General features: G+C 59.7%; 25 protein-coding genes and 1 tRNA gene. 1 reads left to right on the forward strand and 25 read right to left on the reverse strand.

Annotated elements, in window-relative coordinates:
• Nucleotides 1-92: 92 nt before the first annotated feature.
• From arfB to rpsO, 24 genes are all read right to left on the reverse strand, one after another.
• Nucleotides 93-491, reverse strand: a complete 399-nt coding sequence (arfB, locus tag Q1W40_RS01255; protein ID WP_300708056.1) for an alternative ribosome rescue aminoacyl-tRNA hydrolase ArfB — start codon at nucleotides 489-491, stop codon at nucleotides 93-95.
• A gap of 59 nt (nucleotides 492-550) precedes the next feature.
• Nucleotides 551-1,039, reverse strand: a complete 489-nt coding sequence (locus Q1W40_RS01260) for a DUF1178 family protein (protein WP_300708058.1) — start codon at nucleotides 1,037-1,039, stop codon at nucleotides 551-553.
• A gap of 9 nt (nucleotides 1,040-1,048) precedes the next feature.
• A complete protein-coding gene (locus tag Q1W40_RS01265; protein WP_300708060.1) occupies nucleotides 1,049-1,636 on the reverse strand; it encodes an NUDIX hydrolase in 588 nt (195 codons plus the stop codon).
• Between the two features lie 28 nt (nucleotides 1,637-1,664).
• Nucleotides 1,665-1,967: a DUF2818 family protein gene (locus Q1W40_RS01270; RefSeq protein WP_300708063.1), complete on the reverse strand. Its 303-nt coding sequence runs from the start codon at nucleotides 1,965-1,967 to the stop codon at nucleotides 1,665-1,667.
• Between the two features lie 10 nt (nucleotides 1,968-1,977).
• Nucleotides 1,978-3,465, reverse strand: coding sequence for an NADH-quinone oxidoreductase subunit NuoN (nuoN, locus tag Q1W40_RS01275; protein WP_300708064.1), 1,488 nt, complete (start codon nucleotides 3,463-3,465; stop codon nucleotides 1,978-1,980).
• Between the two features lie 34 nt (nucleotides 3,466-3,499).
• On the reverse strand, nucleotides 3,500-4,978 hold the full coding sequence (locus Q1W40_RS01280; RefSeq protein WP_300708067.1) for an NADH-quinone oxidoreductase subunit M: 1,479 nt from the start codon (nucleotides 4,976-4,978) through the stop codon (nucleotides 3,500-3,502).
• 20 nt (nucleotides 4,979-4,998) lie between these two features.
• Nucleotides 4,999-7,017, reverse strand: a complete 2,019-nt coding sequence (gene nuoL / locus Q1W40_RS01285) for an NADH-quinone oxidoreductase subunit L (RefSeq protein WP_300708069.1) — start codon at nucleotides 7,015-7,017, stop codon at nucleotides 4,999-5,001.
• A 7-nt stretch (nucleotides 7,018-7,024) separates the two neighbouring features.
• Nucleotides 7,025-7,333, reverse strand: coding sequence for an NADH-quinone oxidoreductase subunit NuoK (gene nuoK / locus Q1W40_RS01290; RefSeq protein WP_108325636.1), 309 nt, complete (start codon nucleotides 7,331-7,333; stop codon nucleotides 7,025-7,027).
• Nucleotides 7,333-7,983 carry an NADH-quinone oxidoreductase subunit J gene (locus tag Q1W40_RS01295; protein ID WP_300708073.1) on the reverse strand — a complete coding sequence of 217 codons (651 nt, stop codon included), beginning with the start codon at nucleotides 7,981-7,983 and terminating at the stop codon, nucleotides 7,333-7,335. Before Q1W40_RS01295 ends, nuoK begins: the two co-directional genes overlap by 1 nt.
• Nucleotides 7,984-8,021: 38 nt before the next feature.
• Nucleotides 8,022-8,528 carry an NADH-quinone oxidoreductase subunit NuoI gene (gene nuoI, locus Q1W40_RS01300; protein ID WP_108325633.1) on the reverse strand — a complete coding sequence of 169 codons (507 nt, stop codon included), beginning with the start codon at nucleotides 8,526-8,528 and terminating at the stop codon, nucleotides 8,022-8,024.
• A gap of 14 nt (nucleotides 8,529-8,542) precedes the next feature.
• Complete coding sequence (gene nuoH, locus Q1W40_RS01305) at nucleotides 8,543-9,625, reverse strand: NADH-quinone oxidoreductase subunit NuoH (RefSeq protein WP_300708075.1); 1,083 nt, start codon at nucleotides 9,623-9,625, stop codon at nucleotides 8,543-8,545.
• Nucleotides 9,622-11,730, reverse strand: coding sequence for an NADH-quinone oxidoreductase subunit NuoG (gene nuoG, locus Q1W40_RS01310; RefSeq protein ID WP_300708077.1), 2,109 nt, complete (start codon nucleotides 11,728-11,730; stop codon nucleotides 9,622-9,624). Before nuoG ends, nuoH begins: the two co-directional genes overlap by 4 nt.
• Nucleotides 11,731-11,743: 13 nt before the next feature.
• Entirely contained in the window at nucleotides 11,744-13,123 is a 1,380-nt protein-coding gene (gene nuoF, locus Q1W40_RS01315) for an NADH-quinone oxidoreductase subunit NuoF (RefSeq protein ID WP_300708079.1), read from the reverse strand.
• Complete coding sequence (gene nuoE / locus Q1W40_RS01320; protein ID WP_300708081.1) at nucleotides 13,123-13,611, reverse strand: NADH-quinone oxidoreductase subunit NuoE; 489 nt, start codon at nucleotides 13,609-13,611, stop codon at nucleotides 13,123-13,125. The genes nuoF and nuoE overlap by 1 nt, the downstream gene beginning before the upstream one ends.
• Nucleotides 13,608-14,861: an NADH-quinone oxidoreductase subunit D gene (locus Q1W40_RS01325; RefSeq protein ID WP_300708082.1), complete on the reverse strand. Its 1,254-nt coding sequence runs from the start codon at nucleotides 14,859-14,861 to the stop codon at nucleotides 13,608-13,610. Before Q1W40_RS01325 ends, nuoE begins: the two co-directional genes overlap by 4 nt.
• Before the next feature lies 1 nt (nucleotide 14,862).
• Nucleotides 14,863-15,471 (reverse strand): NADH-quinone oxidoreductase subunit C, encoded by a 609-nt coding sequence (locus Q1W40_RS01330; protein WP_108325479.1) that lies wholly within the window; start codon nucleotides 15,469-15,471, stop codon nucleotides 14,863-14,865.
• Between the two features lie 13 nt (nucleotides 15,472-15,484).
• Complete coding sequence (locus Q1W40_RS01335; protein WP_108325477.1) at nucleotides 15,485-15,964, reverse strand: NADH-quinone oxidoreductase subunit B; 480 nt, start codon at nucleotides 15,962-15,964, stop codon at nucleotides 15,485-15,487.
• 44 nt (nucleotides 15,965-16,008) lie between these two features.
• Entirely contained in the window at nucleotides 16,009-16,368 is a 360-nt protein-coding gene (locus tag Q1W40_RS01340; protein ID WP_108325474.1) for an NADH-quinone oxidoreductase subunit A, read from the reverse strand.
• Between the two features lie 64 nt (nucleotides 16,369-16,432).
• A tRNA-Leu gene (locus Q1W40_RS01345) sits at nucleotides 16,433-16,517 on the reverse strand.
• Nucleotides 16,518-16,661: 144 nt separating this feature from the next.
• Entirely contained in the window at nucleotides 16,662-17,024 is a 363-nt protein-coding gene (secG, locus tag Q1W40_RS01350) for a preprotein translocase subunit SecG (RefSeq protein ID WP_108325631.1), read from the reverse strand.
• A 31-nt stretch (nucleotides 17,025-17,055) separates the two neighbouring features.
• Entirely contained in the window at nucleotides 17,056-17,802 is a 747-nt protein-coding gene (gene tpiA / locus Q1W40_RS01355) for a triose-phosphate isomerase (protein ID WP_300708091.1), read from the reverse strand.
• Nucleotides 17,799-18,818, reverse strand: coding sequence for an NAD(P)H-quinone oxidoreductase (locus Q1W40_RS01360; RefSeq protein ID WP_300708093.1), 1,020 nt, complete (start codon nucleotides 18,816-18,818; stop codon nucleotides 17,799-17,801). The genes tpiA and Q1W40_RS01360 overlap by 4 nt, the downstream gene beginning before the upstream one ends.
• Nucleotides 18,819-18,877: 59 nt before the next feature.
• A complete protein-coding gene (gene pnp, locus Q1W40_RS01365; RefSeq protein WP_300708095.1) occupies nucleotides 18,878-20,983 on the reverse strand; it encodes a polyribonucleotide nucleotidyltransferase in 2,106 nt (701 codons plus the stop codon).
• Nucleotides 20,984-21,193: 210 nt separating this feature from the next.
• Nucleotides 21,194-21,460, reverse strand: coding sequence for a 30S ribosomal protein S15 (rpsO, locus tag Q1W40_RS01370; protein ID WP_019428565.1), 267 nt, complete (start codon nucleotides 21,458-21,460; stop codon nucleotides 21,194-21,196).
• Nucleotides 21,461-21,932: 472 nt separating this feature from the next.
• Between rpsO and Q1W40_RS01375 the strand changes: the two genes are divergently transcribed.
• Nucleotides 21,933-22,907, forward strand: coding sequence for a tripartite tricarboxylate transporter substrate binding protein (locus tag Q1W40_RS01375; RefSeq protein WP_300708098.1), 975 nt, complete (start codon nucleotides 21,933-21,935; stop codon nucleotides 22,905-22,907).
• Between the two features lie 15 nt (nucleotides 22,908-22,922).
• Here Q1W40_RS01375 and Q1W40_RS01380 read toward each other — a convergent pair whose 3' ends face one another.
• Nucleotides 22,923-24,083 carry a pyridoxal phosphate-dependent aminotransferase gene (locus Q1W40_RS01380; protein ID WP_300708168.1) on the reverse strand — a complete coding sequence of 387 codons (1,161 nt, stop codon included), beginning with the start codon at nucleotides 24,081-24,083 and terminating at the stop codon, nucleotides 22,923-22,925.
• Between the last annotated feature and the right edge of the window lie 92 nt (nucleotides 24,084-24,175).

A 24,175-nucleotide genomic window follows, 5' to 3' on the forward strand; every position in this document is an offset into this window, starting at 1 on the left:
CACATTTTGTAGGTCGGCGGCTTCAGCCCCGACATGGGCCTGTGCCCACGCCACCACTGTCGGAGCTGAAGCTCCGACCTACGGGGTTCACGTTAATCTGACGCACGGCGTGAGGCTTTCAACTTGGACTGGATGGCCTTGCCCTGCAAACGCCGCTGCACCGCGCCATAGCTGGGTTTGGTGGCCTTGCGGGCTTTGGGCGCTTTGGCAAATTGGTCGAGCAGTTCGTACAGCCGAGTCCAAGCATCCTGGCGGTTGGCTTCTTGCGTGCGGTAACGCTGGGCCTTGATGATGAGCACGCCTTCTAGCGACAGGCGGCTGTCGCCCGACTGCAGCCAGCGCGCCTTGACGGCTTCGGGCAAGGATGAGCTTGCCACATCGAAACGCAGCTGGATGGCGGTGGAAACTTTGTTGACGTTTTGCCCGCCCGGGCCTTGGGCGCGGATGGCGGTCAATTCAACTTCGGCCTCGGGAATGTGCAGGGTGTTCATGGACTGCAGCGAGTATGCCGCAGAGGCTGCGACTGGGTGGTCATGAAGACCACACAGCTTTATTGGAGCGGCTCTTTCAAGGCATCGGGTACAGGCAGCGGCAAGACGTCGATGCCTTCGTCCAGCAAGGCTTCGGTTTCTTCGCGCGTGGCCTGGCCACGGATGTTGCACTCTTCGCGTTCACCATAGTGGATCTTGCGGGCTTCTTCGGCAAATTGGGTGCCCACATCTTCGGTGTTGGCCATGACGTGGCGCACCATGTGCAGCAAGGCCGCTTGCATTTGCGCCAGGGGATGGGCGTCCGTTGCGGCAGGCATGGCGGGCGCGGCGCTTGGGGCAGCGGCCTCTGGCGCTGCAGGCGTTTGGACAGGCTCTGTGCCGTGCCCCAGGTTCAGGCGCGGTGCCGACAGCATTTTGGTGATCTCGCTGTCGTTGCACATGGGGCACGTGACCAGTCCCCGCGCACGTTGCGCGTCGTAATCGTCCTGCGAGCCGAACCAGCCTTCAAAGCTGTGGCCCTGACGGCACTGGAGGTCAAGGACTTTCATGCGGAATGTTCAGGTGGCGCTTTGCCAAGTCAGCGGCCATGCGCCTGACAAGACATTTTGCAACCAAAGCGCTCCCGTGAGGGTTTTGGCGTCGGTCACCAGACCTTGCTGGCACCAGGCCATCAGTTCGTCGGGGCTGGCGGTGAACACGTCCAGAAACTCCTCTGCGTCCAGCTGGCGCTCGCCCAATCTGAGGTCTCGCGCAAACCAGATCTCGATCACTTCGGTTGAATAAGCGATCACCGGGTGAAGCACACCCGCTTTGGCCCATTCGCGGGCACGGTAACCGGTCTCTTCCATCAGCTCGCGCTGCGCGCAGAGCCAAGGGTCTTCGCCCGCGTCCAGCTTGCCTGCCGGGAACTCGATCATGACCTGCCCCACCGGGTAGCGGAACTGACGCTCCAGCACCAAGCGCAGGCTGCCATCGGGCATTTGCAGCATGGGGATCACCATCACTGCACCGGGGTGAATCACGTATTCACGGGTGGCCAAGCCTTGGTTGGGCAGACGGACCGTGTCCCGGAAAGCGTGCAAGAAATGACCGCGCAGCAACTCCTCTTGCGAGACGCGGTGCTCGATCAGATGATCGTCAGACATGAGGGAACTCAGTGCAAACCGACAGCGCTCAATGCTGGCGGTGCATCAGGTAACGGTAGACGAAACCTGGAAAGGCCAAGGTCACAAACATGGTGCCGGTGATGGCATAAAACTCCCAGCCTTGGGGAGCGATTTGGCCACCGTGGTTTTCCAGCGCCAAGCCCACAGCGCCGACCACAAAGTACAGCAGCACCAACTCAGCCAGCCGGATGGCCAGTGATTTGGTGCTGCGAGAGGGACCGACCAGCAGGATGCTCTGGTTGGCAAACGGCAGGTTGGCGGCCAGCAATGCCAGCGCGATCAAGATGCCGATTTGCCAGGACGTGGACATGCTTGAAAGATCAGACCGCCAGCATGCGGGCGACAGCGTCGGCGCACAAAGCCATCAGCGCACCAGGCGCCATGCCCAGCACCAGGACCAGCAAACCGTTCATGGACAGCACCACACGCACATCGGCATCGGCCGAGACGGTGGTGGCCGTCACAGGCTCATCAAAGTACATGACCTTGACAACGCGCAGGTAGTAGAAGGCGCCAATCAAGGACATGATCACGGCAAAGATCGCCAGGCCGATGTAGAAACCTTGACCCGAAGCCACCAGGGATTGCAACACGGCCAGCTTGGCGTAGAAGCCGACCATGGGCGGGATACCGGCCAGAGAAAACAGACAAACGGCCATCACACCTGCGTACAGCGGGCTGCGCTGGTTCAGGCCAGCCAAGTCAGAAATCTCTTCGCTCTCGAACCCTTGACGGGCCAGCAGCATGATGATGCCGAAGCTGGCCAAAGTGGTCAGCACATAACCGACGATGTAGAACATGGCCGAGCTGTAGGCGTTGGCCGCCAGAGTGGTCTGGCCGTTGATGACCCCTGCCACGAAGCCCAGCAAAACAAAGCCCATTTGCGCGATGGTCGAGAAAGCCAGCATGCGCTTGAGGTTGGTCTGAGCGATCGCAGCCAGGTTACCGATCAGCAAGGAGCCAATCGCCAGGAAGGACAACATCTGTTGCCAGTCGATGGCCAAAGGCAGCAGGCCTTCGACCAGCAAGCGGATCATGATGCCGAATGCCGCGAGCTTGGGCGCGCCACCGATCAGCAGCGTGGCGGCTGTGGGGGCACCTTGGTAAACGTCAGGGATCCACATGTGGAAAGGCACGGCACCGATCTTGAATGCCAAACCAGCCACGATGAAGACCAGACCGAACACCAGCACTTGGTGGTTGACTTGACCCGAAGCGATGGCTTTGAGCACAGCGGCCAGCTCCAGGCTGCCGGTCGCGCCGTACATCATGGACATGCCGTACAGCAGGAAGCCCGAAGCCATCGCGCCGAGCACGAAGTACTTCATGGCCGCTTCAGTGGCTTGAGCATTGTCACGACGCAAGGCCACCAGCGCGTAGCTCGACAAGGTCAGCAATTCAAGGCCCAAGTAGATGACCAGGAAGTTTTGACCAGAAATCATCACGCTCATGCCCAGCAAGGCAAACATGCTCAGGCTGAACAACTCACCGCCGCGCAGCATGTCGCGATCAGCCGCGTAGGGACGCGAGTACACCAAGGTCACCATCACGGCGATCGAGGCAAAGCACTTGAGCCAATGGCCCATCGGGTCGCTGACCACCAGGTGGCCAAAGCCATACAGGGTCTGACCGGCGTCGGCGTACATGGCGTTGAGCCAGGCCACGCCACCCAAAGACAACAATGTCAAGGCATAGGTGGCGGTGCGCTTGGGGCTCTTCACGAACAGGTCGGCCAGCGCGATCACGCAAGCCATGACCAGCAACACGATTTCAGGATAGATCGTCATCCAGCTGGTGGTGTCCATCATCATTCTTTCTTTTCTTCAGTTCAGTACTGAATGGTCATTGGGGCAATTTGGACAGGGCCACGTGCTTGAGCAAGTCGGCCACCGAGGTATCCATCACGTCGGTGAATGGCTTGGGGTACAGGCCCATGTAGAGCACGGCAATGGCCAGCAAAGCCATGACCAGGAATTCACGGCTGTTGATGTCTGTCAGTTCCTTGACGTCGTCGTTGACCACAGGACCAAGGTACACGCGCTTGAACATCCACAGGGTGTAGGCGGCGCCAAAGATCAGTGCCGAAGCCGCCAGTGCGCCGATCCAGAAGTTGAACTTCACGGCACCCAGGATCACCATCCACTCGCCCACGAAACCGGCTGTGCCTGGCAGGCCGCAGTTGGCCATCGAGAACAGCAAGGCAAAAGCGGCGAACTTGGGCATGGTGTTGACCACACCGCCGTAGCTGGCGATCTCACGCGAGTGAACGCGGTCATACAAAACACCGATCGACAGGAACATGGCCGCCGACACGAAACCGTGAGCGATCATCTGAACGATGCCACCCGACACGCCCAGCGGGTTGAAGATGAAAAAGCCCAAGGTCACAAAGCCCATGTGTGCGACCGATGAATAAGCCACCAGCTTTTTCATGTCTTGTTGCACCATCGCAACCAAGCCCACATAGACCACGGCCACCAGGGACAGCACGATCATGAAAGTGCCCCACTCGTGCGCAGCGTCCGGTGCGATGGGCATCGAGAAACGCAGGAAGCCATAAGCACCGAGCTTGAGCATGATGGCGGCCAGCACAGCCGAGCCGCCGGTGGGAGCTTCGACGTGAACGTCTGGCAACCAGGTGTGGAAAGGCCACATGGGGACTTTCACGGCAAAAGCGGCAAAGAAGGCAAAGAACAACAAGGTCTGCACGTGACCGGCCAAAGGCAGCTTGTGCCAGGCCAGGATGTCAAAACTGCCGTTCGATGCGGTGTACAGGTAGATGAGCGCAATCAGCGTCAGCAGCGAACCCATCAGGGTGTACAAGAAGAACTTGAATGCAGCGTAGATCTTGTTCGGGCCACCCCAGATCCCGATGATCAGGTACATCGGGATCAGCGTGGCTTCAAAGAAGACGTAGAACAACATGCCGTCGAGGGCACTGAACACACCGATCATCAGACCCGAGAGGATCAGGAAGGCGGCCATGTACTGGTTGACTTTGCGGGTGATGACTTCCCAGCCCGCAATGACCACGATCACATTGATGAAAGCGGTCAGCAACACGAACCACAGCGAGATGCCGTCCACACCCAGGTGGTAGTGCACGTTGAAGCGCTCGATCCAGGTGTACTTTTCGACAAACTGCATGGCCGAAGTACCGAGCTCAAAGCCCTTGTACAACGGCAAGGTGATCAGGAAACTGAGCACAGAGCCGATCAACGCCACCCAGCGCACGGCGCGGGCTTGGCTGTCACGACCGATGGCCAGCAAGATGACGCCGAAAACAATCGGTGTCCAGATGGCAAGGCTTAACAATCCCATTTTTATTGTCCTCTAAACCGTTAAGCGAGCCAGACGAAATACGTCATCAGCGCGAACACACCCAGGATCATGACCAGGGCATAGTGGTACAGGTAGCCCGACTGGAAGCGGCGCACGGCTCCAGAGATCAGACCCACCACTTTCCAGGAACCGTTGACCACCAGGCCATCGATCAAGGCGCGGTCGCCCACTTTCCACAAACCGGAGCCGAGCAAACGCGCACCGCGGGCCAGGATGTTTTCGTTGATCCAGTCCAGGAAATACTTGTTCTCGAGGATGACGATCACGGGACGCAAAACACGTGCGAAGAATGCAGGCACTTTGGGGTTGACGAGGTACATGTACCAGGACACCACCACACCTGCCAAAGCCAGCCAGAAAGGTGCCGTGCTCAGGGCGTGCACTGCCATGGCCACGGGGCCGTGGAACATCTCGGCCATTTCTTCCATCACGGGGTGCTTCTCGGCGTTCACGAAGATCACGTCTTTGAAGAACTCGCCGTAGAGCATGGGCTCGATCGCCATGAAGCCGATCACCACCGAAGGAATCGCCAACAAGACCAAGGGCACGGTCACGACCCATGGGGACTCGTGGGGTTCGTGGTGATCGTCGTGGCCATGACCGTGGTCGTCGTGACCATGGTGGGCGTCCGGGTTCTGGTCGTAGCGTTCCTTGCCGTGGAAGACCAGGAAGTACATGCGGAACGAATAGAAAGCGGTCACAAAGACACCGGCCAGCACGGCGAAGTTGGCAAAGCCAGCGGCAGCCAGATGGCTTTCATGCACCGCTTCGATGATGCTGTCCTTCGAGTAAAAACCCGAGAAGAACGGCGTGCCGATCAATGCCAGCGAACCGAGCAAGGAAGTGATCCAGGTGATGGGCATGTACTTGCGCACGCCGCCCATCCAGCGGATGTCCTGGTTGTGGTGCATGCCCATGATGACGGAGCCGGCACCCAAGAACAGCAAGGCCTTGAAGAAAGCGTGCGTCATCAGGTGGAACACGGCGACCGAGTAAGCCGATGCGCCCAGGGCCACGGTCATGTAACCGAGCTGCGACAAGGTGGAGTAAGCCACCACGCGCTTGATGTCGTTCTGGATGATGCCCAGGAAACCCATGAACAGCGCGGTGATCGCGCCGATCACCATCATGAAGGACAGCGCCGTGTCGGACAGCTCGAACAGCGGCGACATGCGCGCGACCATGAAGATGCCGGCGGTCACCATCGTCGCCGCGTGGATCAGCGCCGAGATCGGCGTCGGGCCTTCCATCGAGTCGGGCAGCCACACATGCAGCGGGAACTGCGCGCTCTTGCCCATCGCGCCGATGAACAGGCAGATGCAGATCACGGTGATCAGCATCCAGTCGGTGCCCGGCAGGTTCAGCTTGGCGAGTTCGTCGGCCTTGGCGAAGGCCTCGGTGTAGTTCAGCGTGCCGGCGTAGGCGACGATCAGGCCGATGCCGAGGATGAAGCCGAAGTCGCCGACGCGGTTGACCAGGAAGGCCTTCATGTTGGCGGCGATCGCTGTCGGCTTCTTGTAATAGAAACCGATCAGCAGGTACGACACCAGGCCCACCGCCTCCCAGCCGAAGAACAGCTGCAGCATGTTGTTGCTCATCACGAGCATCAACATCGAGAAGGTGAACAGCGAGATGTAGCTGAAGAAGCGCTGGTAGCCGTCTTCCTCGGCCATGTAGCCGATGGTGTAGATGTGCACCATCAGCGACACGAAGGTCACCACGCACATCATCATGGCCGTGAGGCTGTCGATCAGGAAGCCCACTTCCATCTTGAGGCCACCGACCACCATCCAGGTGTAGAGGGTCTCGTTGAATCGGGCACCGTCGATCACGCTCTTGAGCGTCATGGCCGACAGGATGAAAGCCACCAACACGCCCAGAATGGTCAGGGTGTGCGACAGGCGACGGCCAATCCAGTTGCCACCGAATTGCGTACCAAAAATACCGGCCAGTGCCGAGCCCACCAGGGGCGCGAGCGGCACAGCCAGCAGCGTGCTTGCGTTGAGGGTTTGACTCATATTCTTATTAACCCTTGAGCGAATTGAGTTCGTCCACGTTGATGCTGTTCTTGTTGCGGAACAACAGCACGAGGATGGCCAAGCCGATGGCCGATTCAGCAGCCGCCACCGTGAGGATGAAGAACACGAACACTTGGCCGTGCATGTCACCCAGGTAGTGCGAGAAGGCCACAAAGTTCATGTTCACGGCCAGCAACATCAATTCAATGGCCATGAGCAAGACGATCAGGTTCTTGCGGTTCAAGAAAATGCCGATCACGGCCAATGCAAACAGCATGGCGCCGAGCGACAAGAAATGTCCGAGGGTCAAGGCCATCATTTGTTCTCCTGTGCAGCTTCGGGTGCCACGGGGGCTGGGGCTGCCTGGGTGGCCGCCACTTTGACGACCTTCATGCGGTCAGCCGCGCGCACTCGGACCTGAATCGAGGGGTTGATCGCCTTGCTGTCCTTGCGCTCACGCAAAGTCAGGGCAATCGCCGCCACCATGGCCACCAGCAAGATCGACGCAGCGATCTGGATGGGCATCAGGTATTCGGTGTACAGCAAGATGCCCAGGGCTTTGCTGTTGGACACCGGTGCTGCACCGGCAACCAACGCCACCGCCTTGGGTACTTCGGACAAACGGAAACCGCTCATCAGGACTGCGCCCATTTCAAGGGCCACGATGGCCCCCAAAGTTGCAGCCAAAGGAAAGTTTTTCCAAAAGCCCTGACGCAGCGTGTCGATGTTGATGTCCAGCATCATCACCACGAACAGGAAAAGCACCATCACCGCCCCCAGGTAAACCAGCACCAAAGTGATGGCCAGGAATTCGGCGTTGAGCAGCAGCCAGATGGCTGAGGCCTGGGAAAAGGCCAACATGAGGTACAGCACAGCGTGCACAGGGTTGCGCGCCGTCACCACCCGGAAGGCTGAAAACATCAGCACCACCGAGAAGAGGTAGAAGAAACCGGTCTTGACGTCCATAGGTCTGTCTTTTTTAAATGTTCAGGACTGGGCCACGTTCAACGGTAAGGCGCATCGGCCGCTTTGGCTGCTGCGATCTCTTTTTCGTAACGGTCGCCCACGGCCAGCAACATGTCCTTGGTGAAGTACAGGTCGCCACGTTTTTCGCCGTGGTATTCGAAGATTTGCGTCTCGACGATGGAGTCCACCGGGCAGCTTTCTTCACAGAAGCCACAGAAGATGCACTTGGTCAGGTCGATGTCGTAGCGCGTGGTACGGCGTGAACCGTCTTCGCGCTGACCCGCCTCGATGGTGATGGCCATCGCGGGGCAAACGGCTTCGCAAAGTTTGCAGGCGATGCAGCGCTCTTCACCGTTGTCATAACGGCGCAGCGCATGCAGGCCACGGAAACGGGGCGACAGCGGTGTTTTTTCTTCCGGGAACTGCACCGTCACCTTGCGGGCGAAAGCGTAGCGTCCGGTCAGGGCCATGCCCTTGAACAACTCCACGAGCATGAAGCTCTTGAGGAAGTCCTTGATGGAGAAAGAAGATGTCATGGTGGTCATGTTCTGTACACCGCTCATTTCCAGATGTTCCAGGGTGAGAACAGCCAAGCGCCCACCACCAGCAGCCACACCAAGGTGACCGGAATGAAAATCTTCCAGCCCAGACGCATGATCTGGTCGTAACGGAAGCGCGGGAAGGTGGCGCGGATCCAGATGAACATGGACACGACCAGGAAAGTTTTCAGGCCCAGCCAGATCCAACCGGGGATCCAGTTGAACAAGGCGCTGTCGATGGGCGACAACCAGCCGCCCAGGAACATGATCACGGCCAGGATGGACACGAGCCACATGCTGGCGTATTCGGCCAGGAAGAAGATCGCAAAGCCCATGCCCGAGTACTCGACCATGTGACCGGCCACGATTTCGGCTTCGCCTTCGACCACGTCAAAGGGGTGACGGTTGGTTTCGGCCACGCCAGAGATCAGGTACACCAAGAAAATCGGCAACAGGGGCAGCCAGTTCCAGGACAGGAAGTTCAGACCCATGCGGGCCATGCTGCCTTTGTCTTGTGCCAGCACGATGTCGGTCAGGTTCATGCTGCCCGAGACCATCAGGACGACCAGGAAACAGAAACCCATCGCGATTTCGTAGCTCACCATCTGGGCCGAGGCACGCAAAGCGCCCAGGAAGGCGTACTTGGAGTTCGATGCCCAACCGGCAATGATCACGCCGTACACCTCGATCGAAGTGATGGCCATCACCAGCATCAAACCGGTGTTGATGTTGGTCAGCGCCACTTCAGGGCCAAAGGGGATCGCCACCCAGGCAGCCAGCGCGGGCATGATGGCCATGATCGGGCCCAAGCGGAACAAGCCTTGGCTGGCCGCGGTGGGGTTGATCAATTCCTTGGTCAGCAGCTTGAGCGCATCGGCGATCGGCTGCAGCAAGCCCATGGGGCCCACGCGGTTGGGACCATGACGCACTTGCATGAAGCCCAGCAGCTTGCGCTCCCACAGCGTCAGGTAAGCCACAGCACCCATCAGCGGGGCCAGGATGGCCACGATCTTGAGCAGGATCCAGAGCACTGGCCAGACCATGGTGGCCCACCAAGTGGCAGCGACCAGGTTCAGGCCGCCGTTGTACAAAGCGTCAATCATGCTGTCACCTCCTGGCGAGCGTCGGCAGTCAACTGCAGCGACGGTGCGCGGCGCACAATGCCATCCAGTTGGTAAATGGCGGCCACCGCAGGCGTACCCGCTGCAGCTGCCAAGTTGATCACAGCGCGTGTGGCGTTGGATGCAGCCAGCGGCTTGGCGGTGGCACGGGCCAGCACATCTTGCGATGTCTCGAAGGACACGCCGGGCACGTCCAGCAAGTTGGCCAGCACGCGCAGCACTTTCCAGGCAGGACGCGTTTCAGCCAAAGGCTTGACCACGGCATGGAAGCTTTGCAGGCGACCTTCGGCGTTGACGAAGGAGCCAGAAGTCTCGGTGAACGGTGCGATCGGCAGCAGCACGTCGCTGAAAGCCATGTTGGCCTTGAATGGGCTGAGTGTGACGACCATCTCGGCCTGACCCAGAGCCTGTGCAGCGGCACTGCCTGCAGCGCTGTCGAACTCAGGTTCGGTGTTGAGCAAGATCGCTGCTTTCAAACCACCAGCCAACATTTGGCCAGCGTTCTTGCCACCGGTTTGCGGCTGAGCACCGACCCACTGCGCACCCACGGTGTTGGCAGATTCGGTCAAGTAGCCGACGGTCGCGCCGGTTTGCTCGGCGATCCAGTTGGCCAGGGCCAGCAGGCTCGATGAGTTGGCATGGTGCGCTGCGGCATTGCCCAGCAACACGGCCTTGCGCTCGCCGCCCAGCAAAGACTTGGCGATGGCTTGGGCCTGCGCTGTGGCGTTGCCCGCCACAGGCGCTGCAACGCCCTTCTCTGCTGCAATCGCTGCTGCCACATCGGCCAGGGCCTGAGCCCAGCCCGAAGCGTCTGCCAGCACCGCTTGCGCCACGGGCATGGCCCAGGCGTCGGCGTGGCTGAAAGCTGCAGGCGAGGTGATCACGTTCAGCTGCGCGCCATGGCGCACGGCGTGGCGCACGCGCAAAGCAAACAGGGGGTGGTCCTTGCGCAGGTTAGAACCCACGACCAGCACGCGCTGCAATGTGGACAGCGACGCAATCGATGTGCCCAATGTGCGCACGCCTTCGGCAGCGCCAAACTCGGCGTTGCGCAGGCGGTAGTCGATGTTGTCCGAACCCAAGCCACGCACCAAAGCGCCGGCCAGGTACAACTCTTCAACGGTGCTCTGAGGGCTCACCAGTGCGCCGATGCTGTTGGCACCGTGGTCGCGCTGGATGTTTTTCAGGCCATTGGCCACGTATTCCAGGGCGGTCTGCCAGTCGACTTCTTTCCAGACGCCACCTTGCTTGAGCATGGGCTGGGTCAGGCGCTCAGCACCGTTCAAGGCTTCGTACGAGAAACGGTCGCGGTCGGCGATCCAGCACTCGTTGACGTCTTCGTTTTCCAGGGGCACGACGCGCATGACCTGGTTGTTCTTGACCTGCACGATCAGGTTGGCACCCGACGAATCGTGTGCGGCCACCGACTTGCGGCGCGACAGTTCCCAAGTGCGGGCGCTGTAACGGAAAGGCTTACTGGTCAAGGCCCCCACTGGGCAGATGTCGATCATGTTGCCCGAGAGTTCGGAGTCGATGGTCTTGCCCAGGAAGGTCTCAATCTCGGCGTGTTCGCCGCGGTTGGACATGCCCAATTCCATTTGACCGGCCACTTCCTGACCAAAGCGCACGCAACGTGTGCAGTGGATGCAGCGGCTCATCTCTTCCATCGAGATCAGCGGACCGACTTCCTTGTGGAAGACCACACGCTTTTCTTCTTCGTAGCGCGATGTGGAACCGCCGTAACCCACGGCCAGATCTTGCAACTGGCACTCACCGCCCTGGTCGCAGATGGGGCAATCCAGCGGGTGGTTGATCAACAAAAACTCCATGACCGACTTCTGGGCGGTCACGGCTTTGTCGCTGCGGGTGCGCACGATCATGCCTTGCGTCACGGGCGTGGCGCAGGCCGGCATGGGCTTGGGGGCTTTTTCCACATCGACCAGGCACATGCGGCAGCTGGCGGCGATGGAAAGCTTCTTGTGGTAGCAGAAGTGCGGGATGTAGGTGCCGGCTTTTTCAGCGGCATGCATCACCATGCTGCCTTCGGCAACTTCCACCTTCTGACCGTCGAGTTCTATTTCAACCATGGGTCTTCACCGTTTACACAGGGGCACCGACCATGCAGGTCTTGTGCTCGATGTGGTGTACAAATTCGTGACGGAAATGCTTGAGCATGCCGCGCACCGGCATGGCCGCTGCGTCGCCCAAGGCGCAAATCGTGCGGCCCATGATGTTGCCGGCCACGCTGTCGAGCATGTCGATGTCGCTGGCACGGCCCTGGCCGTTTTCAATGCGGTCGACCATGCGCCACAGCCAGCCTGTGCCTTCACGGCAAGGGGTGCACTGGCCGCATGATTCGTGCGAGTAGAAGTAAGACAGTCGGGCCAAGGCCTTGACCATGCAACGCGTGTCGTCCATGACGATCACCGCGCCCGAACCCAACATCGAACCGCCCTCTTTGGCGATGCTGTCGTAGTCCATGGTGAGCGTCATCATCAGGTCGCCGGGGATCACGGGCGACGACGAACCGCCAGGGATCACGGCCTTGAGTTGGCGACCACCGCGCACACCACCTGCCAATTCGAGCAGCTTGGCGAACGGCGTGCCCATGGGCACTTCGTAGTTACCGGGACGCTCCACATCACCGCTGACCGAGAAGATTTTGGTGCCGCCGTTGTTGGGCTTGCCGCATTCGAGGTAAGCCTGACCACCGTTGCGGATGATCCAGGGCACCGCCGCGAAAGTTTCGGTGTTGTTGATGGTGGTGGGCTTGCCGTACAAGCCAAAGCTGGCCGGGAACGGTGGCTTGAAACGTGGCTGGCCTTTTTTGCCTTCCAGCGATTCGAGCAAAGCGGTTTCTTCGCCGCAGATGTAAGCGCCAAAACCGTGCGAAGCGTGCAGCTGGAAGCTGAACGCAGAGCCCAGGATGTTGTCACCCAGATAGCCTGCAGCGCGGGCTTCTTCCAGGGCCGCTTCAAAGCGCTCGTAGGTGTGGAAAATTTCGCCGTGGATGTAGTTGTAACCCACGCTGATGCCCATGGCATAAGCGGCGATGATCATGCCTTCGATCACCGTATGAGGGTTGTACTCCATGATGTCGCGGTCTTTGCACGTGCCCGGCTCGCCTTCGTCGGAGTTGCAGACCAAATACTTTTGGCCGGGGAACTGGCGGGGCATGAAGCTCCACTTCAGGCCCGTTGGGAAACCCGCGCCGCCACGGCCGCGCAGACCGGATTCCTTGACGGTGGCGATCACCTGGTCTTGCGTGAGGCCCGCGACACCCGTGTCGCCTTGCGGCTCCGCCCCGTCTTTGCCCAGGATCTTGCGCAATGCGGCATAGCCACCACGTGCTTCGTAATCTTGGATGCGCCAATTGCTGCCATTCAAGCCCGCATAAATTTGCGGGTTGATGTGGCGATCGTGGAAACAGGTTTCCACGCCCGTGGCCTGGAATTGGTTCAGAACTTGTTGGACGTTCATCAGACGGCCTCCGCTTTCTTGAGGCTGTCGACCAACTGATCCAGTTTGTCGTGGCTCATGAAGCTGCACATGTGGCGGTCATTGACCAGCAGCACCGGCGCGTCAGCGCAAGCGCCTTGGCACTCGCTGGGTTGCAAGGTGAACAGGCCATCGGCCGTGGTTTCACCAGCGTGCACGCCCAATTTGTGTTCCAGATGGGCCAGTGCCTGGGCACCGCCGCGCAACTGGCAAGGCAGGTTGGTGCAGACGTTCAGCTTGAACTTGCCCACCGGCTTTTGGTTGTACATGTTGTAGAAGGTGGTCACTTCGTGCACCGCCATCACGGGCATGCCCAACACCTCGGCCACGACTTGTTCGCTGTCGGGGCTGACCCAGCCGAGTTCCTGCTGAACGATCGACAGGCAGGCCATGACGGCCGACTGCTTTTGATCCGCAGGGAACTTGGCAACTTCACGCGCAAAGCGTGCTTTGGTTGACTCAGAGATCATCGGTCAATCTCTCCAAAAACGATGTCCATGGTCCCGATGATCGCGACCGCATCGGCCAGCATGTGGCCACGGGCCATTTCATCGAGAGTGGCCAAATGGGCAAAGCCCGGGGCACGAATTTTGAGGCGGTAAGGCTTGTTGGCCCCATCGCTCACCATGTAAATACCGAACTCACCCTTGGGGTGTTCGACGGCGGCATAGGCCTCGCCTTCGGGCACATGGAAACCTTCGGTGAAGAGCTTGAAATGGTGGATCAAGTCTTCCATGTTGGATTTCATGCCTTCACGTGAAGGCGGTGCAATCTTGTGGTTGTCGGTGATGACCGGGCCGGGGTTGGCACGCAGCCACTTGACGCACTGCTGGATGATGCGGTTCGATTCGCGCATCTCCTGCACACGCACCAGATAGCGGTCGTAGCTGTCGCCGGTCTTGCCCACAGGCACGTCGAACTCGACTTGGTCGTAGGCATCGTATGGCTGGGTCTTGCGCAAGTCCCAGGCAAAGCCGGAGCCGCGCAACATGGGGCCGGTCATGCCCAGGTTCAGGGCGCGCTCGGGCGGCACCACGCCGATACCGACCGTGCGCTGCTTCCAGATGCGGTTATCGGTCAGCAGGGTTTCGTATTCGTCCACGCACTTGGGGAAACGCTGCGTGAAGTCGTCGATGAAGTCCAGCAAGGAACCGCTGCGGTTCTTGTTGAGCTGCTCGATGGCCTTGGCGTTCTTGATCTTGCTGACCTGGTACTGCGGCATGCTGTCAGGCAGATCGCGGTACACGCCACCGGGACGGAAATAGGCTGCGTGCATGCGCGCGCCGGACACGGCCTCGTACATGTCAAACAGATCTTCGCGTTCGCGGAAGGTGTAAATCAGGATGGTGGAGCTGCCGCAGTCGTTGCCATGGGAGCCGAGCCACATGAGGTGGTTCAGAACACGGGTGATCTCGGAGAACATCACGCGGATGTACTGGGCGCGCATGGGCACTTCCAGACCCAACATCTTCTCGATGGCCAGGCAGTAGGCGTGCTCGTTGCACATCATCGACACGTAGTCCAGGCGGTCCATATAGGGCAGCGACTGGATGTAGGTCTTGTGCTCGGCCAGCTTTTCGGTGGCGCGGTGCAACAAGCCGATGTGGGGGTCAGCGCGTTGCACGACCTCGCCATCGAGCTCCAGCACCAAGCGCAGCACGCCGTGTGCTGCAGGGTGCTGGGGACCGAAGTTCAGGGTGTAATTTTTGATTTCGGCCATATCAGTTCAGGCCTCCGTAGTTCTCTTCACGGATGATGCGGGGTGTGATTTCACGGGGCTCGATGCTCACGGGCTCGTACACCACACGCTTGCGTTCGGCGTCGTAACGCATTTCGACGTGACCCGACAGCGGGAAGTCTTTGCGGAACGGGTGACCGATGAAGCCATAGTCGGTCAGGATGCGGCGCAGGTCGTTGTGACCTTCGAACACGATGCCAAACAAGTCAAAGGCTTCGCGCTCGTACCAGTTGGCAGAGTTCCACAAATCGTTGACCGAAGCTACCAAAGGCAGATCGTCATCAGGGCACAGCACCTTGACGCGCACGCGCTGGTTCAGGCTGACCGACAGCAAGTGCACGGTCACGCCGAAACGCGGGCCGTCGGTGCCGACTTCGCGGTAAGCGGAATAGTCCACACCCGCCAAGTCGATGAGTTGTTCAAATTTGCACCCTGCTGCATCGCGCAGGGTTTGCATGACGCTCAGGTAATGGGCTGCGTTGACATGCACCGTCACTTCGCCCAGAGCGATGGTGATGCGCGCAACGCGCTCACCCAGCGCAGCGGCCAGGGTGTCTTGCAGGTCTTCGGGGCGAATGGCGAAATCGGTCATCGTCGTCTTCCCCTCAAACACGCGCAATGGTGTGTGTGCGGCGGATCTTCTGCTGCAATTGGATGATGCCGTAGATCAAGGCTTCGGCCGTGGGCGGGCAACCTGGCACATACACGTCCACCGGCACCACCCGGTCGCAACCCCGCACCACCGAATAGCTGTAGTGGTAGTAACCACCGCCGTTGGCGCACGAACCCATCGAGATGACCCAGCGCGGCTCGGACATCTGGTCGTAGACCTTGCGCAGGGCAGGCGCCATCTTGTTGCACAGCGTGCCGGCCACGATCATCAGATCGGACTGGCGGGGACTGGCGCGAAAAACCTCGGCGCCAAAGCGACCGAGGTCATAACGGGCTGCCGCCGCATGCATCATTTCGACCGCGCAGCAGGCCAGACCAAACGTCATGGGCCAGAGCGAGCCGGTCTTGGCCCAATTCACCACCGAGTCGTAACTCGTGGTGATGAAGCCTTCTTTCATCACGCCTTCAATCATTTTTTATCCTCAAGCAGGCTGAATGCTGTTGTCAATGCGGACCATCATTCCCAGTCCAGGGCGCCTTTTTTCCATTCGTAGACAAAGCCCACGACCAGAATGGCCAAGAAAATTACGACGGCCACAAAGCCAGCGACACCGACTTCCTTGAGCGCCACCGCCCAGGGAAACAGGAAGGCGATTTCCAGATCGAACAAGATGAACAAAATGGCCACCAGGTAGTAGCGCACATCGAACTTCATGCGGGCGTCTTCGAAGGCCTCGAAGCCGCATTCATAAGGGGAGTTTTTTTCCGCATCAGGTCGGTTGGGGCCGAGGATGTAACCCAAAACCTGGGGAATGATGCCGACAGCGATGCCGACCAAAATGAACAAGAGAATGGGGAGGTATTGGTCGAGGTTCATCTTGAGACTGCCGGTATTACCGAATGAACAGCCCGGGCCTTGAGCCCGGGCTTTTCTGATTGTCTGGTGCCGTCGGCGAGACTCGAACTCGCACAGCTTTCGCCACTACCCCCTCAAGATAGCGTGTCTACCAATTTCACCACGACGGCGGGATGCATTGTCCAGATGGCTTGAGGAAAGCATGTCACCACACTTTTTGCTCTCCGGACAATCCCGAATTCTACTCTGAAAACAGGGTCATTTCCCTGTCAAATCTCGGAAATTTGTGCACAGCAACAAAGCTGAGCTGAAGCTTACTTGGCAGGTGCTGCCGGTGCGTTGCCAGGAATCTGCGAGGCGGTGCTGTTGTCCGCCGCGGGCGCTGCAGGCGCACTCACAGCCGCGCCTTCGAGCACACTGCCGGATGCAGCTGCCGGACGGTTGTTGCCCAGATATGCCAGGAGCAATGTGCAAACAAAGAAAACACCAGCCAGCACAGCCGTTGTGCGCGACAGGAAGTTGGCGCCACCGGTAGCGCCAAACAAGCTGCCCGAACCACCGCTGCCGAAAGCCGCACCCATGTCTGCGCCTTTGCCGTGCTGCACCAGGATCAAGCCGATCATGGCCAAAGCAGACATCATTTGCACCACCAAAATCACGGTCATCAAAAAGCTCATCTTTTTCTCTCCAAAATCAATCTTCAAAATCTCAGCGGGACGCTGAATTCAAAATAGTCAAAAAATCATCCGCCTGCAAGGCCGCGCCCCCCACCAAGCCACCATCAATATCAGGCTGAGCCAGCAAGGTCGCCGCATTCACCGCATTCATGCTGCCGCCATACAGGATGGCAATCCGATCAGCTTGCGAACTGGCCGCCTGCAGCTGCTTGCGCAGCAAGGCGTGAACAGCCTGTGCCTGCTCGGGCGCAGCGGTCAAGCCCGTACCAATCGCCCAGACAGGCTCATAAGCCACCACGATCTCACTGATGCAATGCCCATTGGCGTGGATCACAGCAGCCAATTGGCGCTTGACCACGGCTTCAGTTTGGCCTGCTTCGCGCTCGGCCTGCGTTTCACCCACACACACAATGGGAGTGATCCCAGCTGACAGGGCACGCTGCGCCTTGACGGCCACCAACGCATCGGTTTCCGAATGGTATTGGCGACGTTCTGAATGACCAACGATGCAGTAACGCACCCCAAAGTCCTGCAACATGGTGGCTGACACTTCGCCGGTGTAGGCCCCTGCTTCATGGGCCGACACATCTTGCGCACCCCAGGCCACAGGCGAGTCGGCCAAAAGCGTTTGCATCTGCGCCAAATAAGGCGCAGGCACACACACCGCAGCACGGCATGTCACACCGGACAACCCCGATTGAATGGCTTCCAGCAAGGCTGAATTGGTGCGCAGGCCACCATTCATCTTCCAGTTGCCAACAATCAGTTTGCTTTTCATGCCGGCATCCAAGTCAGAACAATCTTGCCCACGTGTTGGTTGGATTCCATCAGGGCGTGCGCCTGGGCTGCACCAGAGGACAAACCACCACCGGCTTGTGTCGCAGCGAACACGCTGTGAATCACCGGTTTGATGCGTCCCGATGCCAGAGCAGGCCACACGTTTTCGCGCAAAGCGCGAGCGATGGCCCCCTTGAACTCGATCGGACGTGGACGCAAGGTGGAGCCTGTGATGGTCAAGCGACGACGCAACACCAGGCCCGCGTTGAAGCCACTGTCCAGACCGCCTTGTACCGCGATGATGACCAAGCGACCGTCTTCGGCCAAAGCCTCAACCTCACGCGCCACATAGTCGCCAGCGACCATGTCCAAAATCACATCCACGCCTGCCCCGTCGGTCAGGCGCTTGGCCTCGGCGACGAAGTCGGTGGTTTTGTAATTGATGGCGTGGTCCGCACCCAAAGCCAAGCAGGCTTGGCATTTGTCGTCCGATCCCGCCGTCACGATCACGGTGGCCCCTGCGGCCTTGGCCATCTGGATGGCCGTGACGCCAATACCGCTGGAGCCGCCCTGAATGAGCAAGGTCTCGCCCGCTTGCAGATGCCCGCGGTCAAACACATTGCTCCAGACGGTGAAGAAAGTCTCGGGCAGCGAAGCGGCTTCGATGTCGGTCAAGCCCTTGGGCACAGGCAGGCACTGGGCCACCGGTGCCACACAAAGCTCGGCGTAACCGCCACCAGCCACCAAAGCACACACCCGATCGCCCACAGAAAAACCGGATGCGGCCATGGCCAGGGCATCGCCCGCCACCACCACACCAGCCACTTCCAGGCCCGGAATGTCCGAAGCACCGGGCGGCACAGGGTACAGGCCTTTGCGTTGCAAGACATCGGGACGATTGACCCCGCTGGCTGACACGCGGATGAGCAACTCCCCTGCCCCGGCAACCGGGTCAGGGCGTTGTGCAGGCACCAGCACCTCGGGGGCGCCAGGACTTTGAATTTCAATGACGTTCATGAAGCAATGCTCGGTTGGAATCCAGAACGGGTGACCTCCGGGCCACCCGCAGCCCTTGATCAGCCCTGAGCAGGACGGTCCAACAAAGCCTTCATCGACAACTTGATGCGGCCTTTTTCGTCGGTTTCCATGACCTTGACCTTGACGATCTGGCCTTCGCTCAGGTAGTCGGTGACCTTCTCAACGCGCTCGTGAGCGATCTGGCTGATGTGCAGCAGACCGTCTTTGCCGGGCAACAGGTTGATCAGGGCACCGAAGTCCAGGATCTTGGTCACTGGGCCTTCGTAGACCTTGCCGATTTCGACTTCGGCGGTGATCTGCTCGATGCGCTTCTTGGCGATATCAGCCTTCTCGCCGTCGGTGGCAGCGATGGTGATCGTGCCGTCTTCAGCGATGTTGATCTGGCAACCGGTCTCTTCGGTCAGGGCGCGGATGGTGGCGCCGCCCTTGCCGATCACGTCACGGATTTTCTCGGGGTTGATCTTCATGGTGAAGAGCTTGGGTGCGAAATCAGACACTTCGGTGTTGGCTTCGCTCATCGCTTCTTGCATCTTGCCCAGAATGTGCATGCGGGCTTCTTTGGCTTGGGCCAAAGCGACTTGCATGATTTCCTTGGTGATGCCCTGGATCTTGATGTCCATCTGCAAAGCAGTGATGCCGTTGGTGGTACCAGCCACCTTGAAGTCCATGTCACCCAGGTGGTCTTCGTCACCCAAGATGTCGGTCAACACCGCAAAGCGGTTGTCTTCCTTGATCAGGCCCATGGCGATACCGGCCACGTGGGCTTTCATCGGCACACCCGCGTCCATCATCGACAGGCAGCCGCCGCAGACCGAAGCCATGGACGACGAGCCGTTCGATTCGGTGATCTCGGACACCACCCGCACGGTGTAGGGGAACTCTTCTTTGCTCGGCAGCACAGCGGCCAAAGCACGCTTGGCCAGACGGCCGTGGCCGATTTCGCGGCGCTTGGTCGAGCCCATGCGGCCCACTTCGCCGGTGGCAAAGGGAGGCATGTTGTAGTGGAACATGAAGCGGTCTTCGAACTCGCCAGCCAACGCGTCGATGCGCTGTGCGTCGCGCTCGGTGCCCAGGGTGGTGATCACCAAAGCCTGGGTTTCACCACGTGTGAACAAGGCCGAGCCGTGTGTGCGAGGCAGCACGCTGTTGCGGATTTCGATGGGGCGCACAGTGCGTGTGTCGCGGCCGTCGATGCGGGGCTCACCCGCCAAAATCTGGCTGCGCACGATGCGTGCTTCGATTTCGAACATCAGGCCGTCGAGCTTGACGCTGTCGAAGGCGACGCCCTCTTCGGCCAAAGCGACTTTGACCGAAGCGTAGGCTTCGCGGCAAGCGTGTGTGCGGGCTTGCTTGTTGCGGATCTGGTAGGCAGCACGCAGTTTTTCTTCGGCGAGTGTTGCCAGCTTGGCTTCAAAAGCGGTGTCGCGGGCAGGCGCTTGCCAGTCCCACACAGGCTTGCCAGCTTCGCGCACCAGCTCGTGGATGGCGTTGATGGCGGTCTGGCTTTGCTCGTGACCATAGACCACGGCGCCCAACATGATTTCTTCGGACAGTTGCAGGGCTTCGGATTCGACCATCAGCACAGCGGCTTCGGTACCGGCCACCACCAAATCCATCACGCTGTCTTTGCGCTGGGTCTGGCCGGGGTTCAGGACGTATTCGCCATTGATGTAGCCCACGCGCGCGGCGCCGATGGGGCCGTTGAACGGGATGCCCGAGATGGACAAAGCGGCAGACACAGCGATCATCGCAGCGATGTCGGCGTCAACTTCAGGGTTCAAGGACACGGTGTGGATGACCACGTGCACGTCGTTGTAGAAACCTTCGGGGAACAGAGGACGGATCGGGCGGTCGATCAGACGGCTGGTCAGGGTCTCGTGCTCGCTGGGCTTGGCTTCACGCTTGAAGAAGCTGCCGGGTATCTTGCCTGCAGCGTAGGTCTTCTCGATGTAATCGACAGTCAGCGGGAAAAAGTCTTGACCGGCTTTGGCGATCTTGGAACCCACGACGGTGGCCAGCACCACGGTGCCTTCCATGTCGAGCAGCACGGCGCCGCCGGCTTGGCGAGCGACTTCGCCGGTTTCCATCTTGACCGTGTGCTGGCCCCACTGGAAGGTTTTGGTGACTTTATTGAAAATGGACATGTTCAGAACTCCTGAAAACAAAAGCGCATGAGGCTGCACTGTGAGCCCGGAAGTTGACGCTCTGAACTCGATGCCATTCCACAAAACCTTGACTCAAAAGCCTTGTGGAATGACACAGCGCGGGTTCTTTGTGACAAATTCCGACTGAAAAAAAGAATAAAGCGCCTGAGCTAGTGAACTAACTCAGGCGCTTTTCATCTGGAGAGACGATTACTTACGCAGGCCAAGCTTGGCGATCAGCGCAACGTAACGGTCAGCATCACGGGACTTGAGGTAGTCCAGCAGTTTGCGGCGACGGCTCACCATGCGCAGCAGACCGCGGCGACCGTGATGGTCTTTGGCGTGTGTTTTGAAGTGAGGTGTCAGCTCGTTGATGCGGGCTGTCAGCAAAGCCACTTGGACTTCTGGGGAGCCAGTGTCGTTGGCAGCACGTGCGTTGGCCTTGACGACCTCGGCCTTGATTGAAGATGCAATCATGGTATTTCCTTGTTTTTCGCCGGATTCTTGAGGAATTTCAGCGGGTTAATGACTTGCGCCAACGGCCGGAAAAGCTATTGGCGTGCGCTTTGCAAATCGCAAAACAGGAGAATTATAGCCCGTAATCGCTCACCCTGGACTTGATCCTCCCCCAGTCTCCCCGGACCGCCCCCCCTTGCCACCCCCAACCACAGCCATTTGTCACCCCTTGTCACCGCCCCCTTGTCACCGCCCCCTTATCACGCCCGCCCCCTTATCACGCCCGCCCCCTTGTCACACCCGACCACCTCCCCTTGTCACATCCGACCACCTCCCCTTGTCACCCCGGACTTGATCCGGGGTCCATGCAGCTGCACTGGATGCCGGGTCAAGCCCGGCATGACAAGCTGCACCCGAAAATGGCATTCAAAGGGTTTTCACCCTGCAAGTTCACAAGACAAATCCCTAAAGTGAAGGCAAAGGAGCCATTTGCATGAAACTGTCTTTCACTCAAACTTTGTCCAGCGCCCTGCTGATTGGTTTATCAGTCTTGCACGGCCCCAGCGCCATGGCCCAGACCTACCCCGCCAAACCCATTCGGCTGGTGGTCACCTTCCCTGCAGGCGGCGCGCCCGACATTTTGGCCCGGCTCTTCAGCGAAAAAGCCCAACTGGGCCAACCCGTCATCATCGACAACAAACCCGGCGCGGGCGGCAACATCGGAGCCGACATCGTGGCCAAGTCCCCAGGCGACGGCTACACCATGGTCATGGGCACGGTCGGCACCCACTCCATCAACGGGGCGCTCTACGACAAGATGCCCTACGACATGGTGAAGAACTTCTCCCCCATCTCGCTGGTCGCCTCGGCGCCCAACCTGCTGGTGGTCAACAACGACCTGCCCGTCAAAAGCGTGCCCGAGCTGATCGCCTACATGAAGGCCAACCCCAACAAACTGTCGTTTGGCTCGCCGGGCACCGGCACCTCGGTGCACGTCTCGGGTGAGTTATTCAAGTCCATGACCGGCACCAGCATGACGCACGTGCCCTACAAAGGCCGCCAGTTTGCCATCCCTGACCTGGTGGGCGGCAGCATCCAGCTCATGTTCGACAACATGCCCTCGGCCCTGCCCATGGCCCGCGAAGGCAAGATCCGCGCACTGGCCCAAACCACCGCCAAACGCTCCCCCGCCGCGCCCGATGTGCCCACCATGGCCGAATTTGTGCCCGGCTTCGAGGCCACCACCTGGTTTGCCCTGTTTGCACCGGCCAACGTGCCCAAGCCGGTCATCGACAAACTCAACGCCGAAGTCGTGCGCGTCTTCCGCCTGCCCGAGGTTCAGGACCGCCTGAAAACCCTGGGCCTGGACCCGGTTCTGTCCACGCCCGAAGAATTGGCCAAATACCAAGCGGTTGAAATCGCCAAATGGGCCAAGGTGGTCAAGGAGTCCGGGGCCAAGGCGGAGTGACCCTGGCTCTGAGGCTCAAGCGGCAGCCAGCCAGCCCTTGAGCCGCTCCCCCCCCTGGGCCAAGCGGCTCAGGTCTTTGGACGCAAAGCACCAACGCAGCCAGCCTGCGGCCTCGGGCGCAAAAGCTTCGCCCGGGGCCAGGCCCAAGCCAGCTTCAGCCACCAGTCGTTTGGCCGTCAGCACCGCATCGGGGTGACCTTCGAGCCTGAAAAATGCGTACATGCCGCCTTGGGCAGGCGCCACTTGCACGCCTGGCACGGCTTGCAGCAGGGGCACCAGGGTGTCGCGGCAGGCTTTGAGATGCGCCACCACACGGGGCGTGATGTTTGCGGTGTTTTGCAAGGCCACCACGCCGGCGCGCTGGGTGAAGACCGAGGCACACGAGGTGTTGAACTCGATCAGCTTGCCCATGTGCGGCGTCATGGCCTCGGGCATGACCAGCCAGCCCAGGCGCCAGCCGGTCATCAAGAAGCTCTTGGAAAAGCTGTGCACCACGACCAAGCGTTCGTCGGGCTCGGCCACATCCAAAAATGAAGGCGCGCAGCCGTTGGCGGTGTCGGCTTCGTGATACAGGCGCTCGTACACCTCATCGGCCAGCACCCAGGTGCCGGTGGCGCGGCAGTGCGCCAGGATCTCGGCTTGTTCGGCGCGGCTGAGCGTCCAGCCCGTGGGGTTGTTGGGCGAGTTGACGATGAGCATGCGGGTGGCGGACGTGATGGCGGCTTTGAGCGCGGCCATGTCGAGCTGCCATTGGCCATTCACCGGGCGCAGGGCCACGCATTTCAAATTGGCGCCCATCACCAGCGCCTGGGCGGTCAGATTGGGCCACACGGGGGTGACAGCAACCACCTCGTCACCTGCGTCGATCAGGGCTTGCGCGGCCAGCATCAATGCATTCACCCCGCCTGAAGTGATGGCGATGCGGTCGGTGCTTATGGGGCCATGCAAGGCCGACATGTAATCCGACACGGCCTGGCGCAGCTCGGGCAGGCCCAGGTTGTGCGAATAAAACGTCTCGCCCTTTTGCATGGAATCGATGGCGGCTTGGCGCACCACATCGGGCGTGACTTCGTCGGACTCGCCAAACCAGAAGGCCAGCACATCGGGGCGGCCCATGCCCGCGTTGGCCACTTCGCGGATGCGAGACTCTTCCAGATCGAGCACGGTCTGGCGCATGAAAGATGTTGAATGACTCATGCAGTGATCCTAACGTCTTGCGCCCTGTGCATCACCAAGCGCTTGCGAAATTGAACCGCTTGACTATCATG

It is taken from the genome of Limnohabitans sp., assembly GCF_030158565.1.
In the GTDB taxonomy this organism is placed as follows: Bacteria; Pseudomonadota; Gammaproteobacteria; order Burkholderiales; family Burkholderiaceae_C; genus Limnohabitans_A.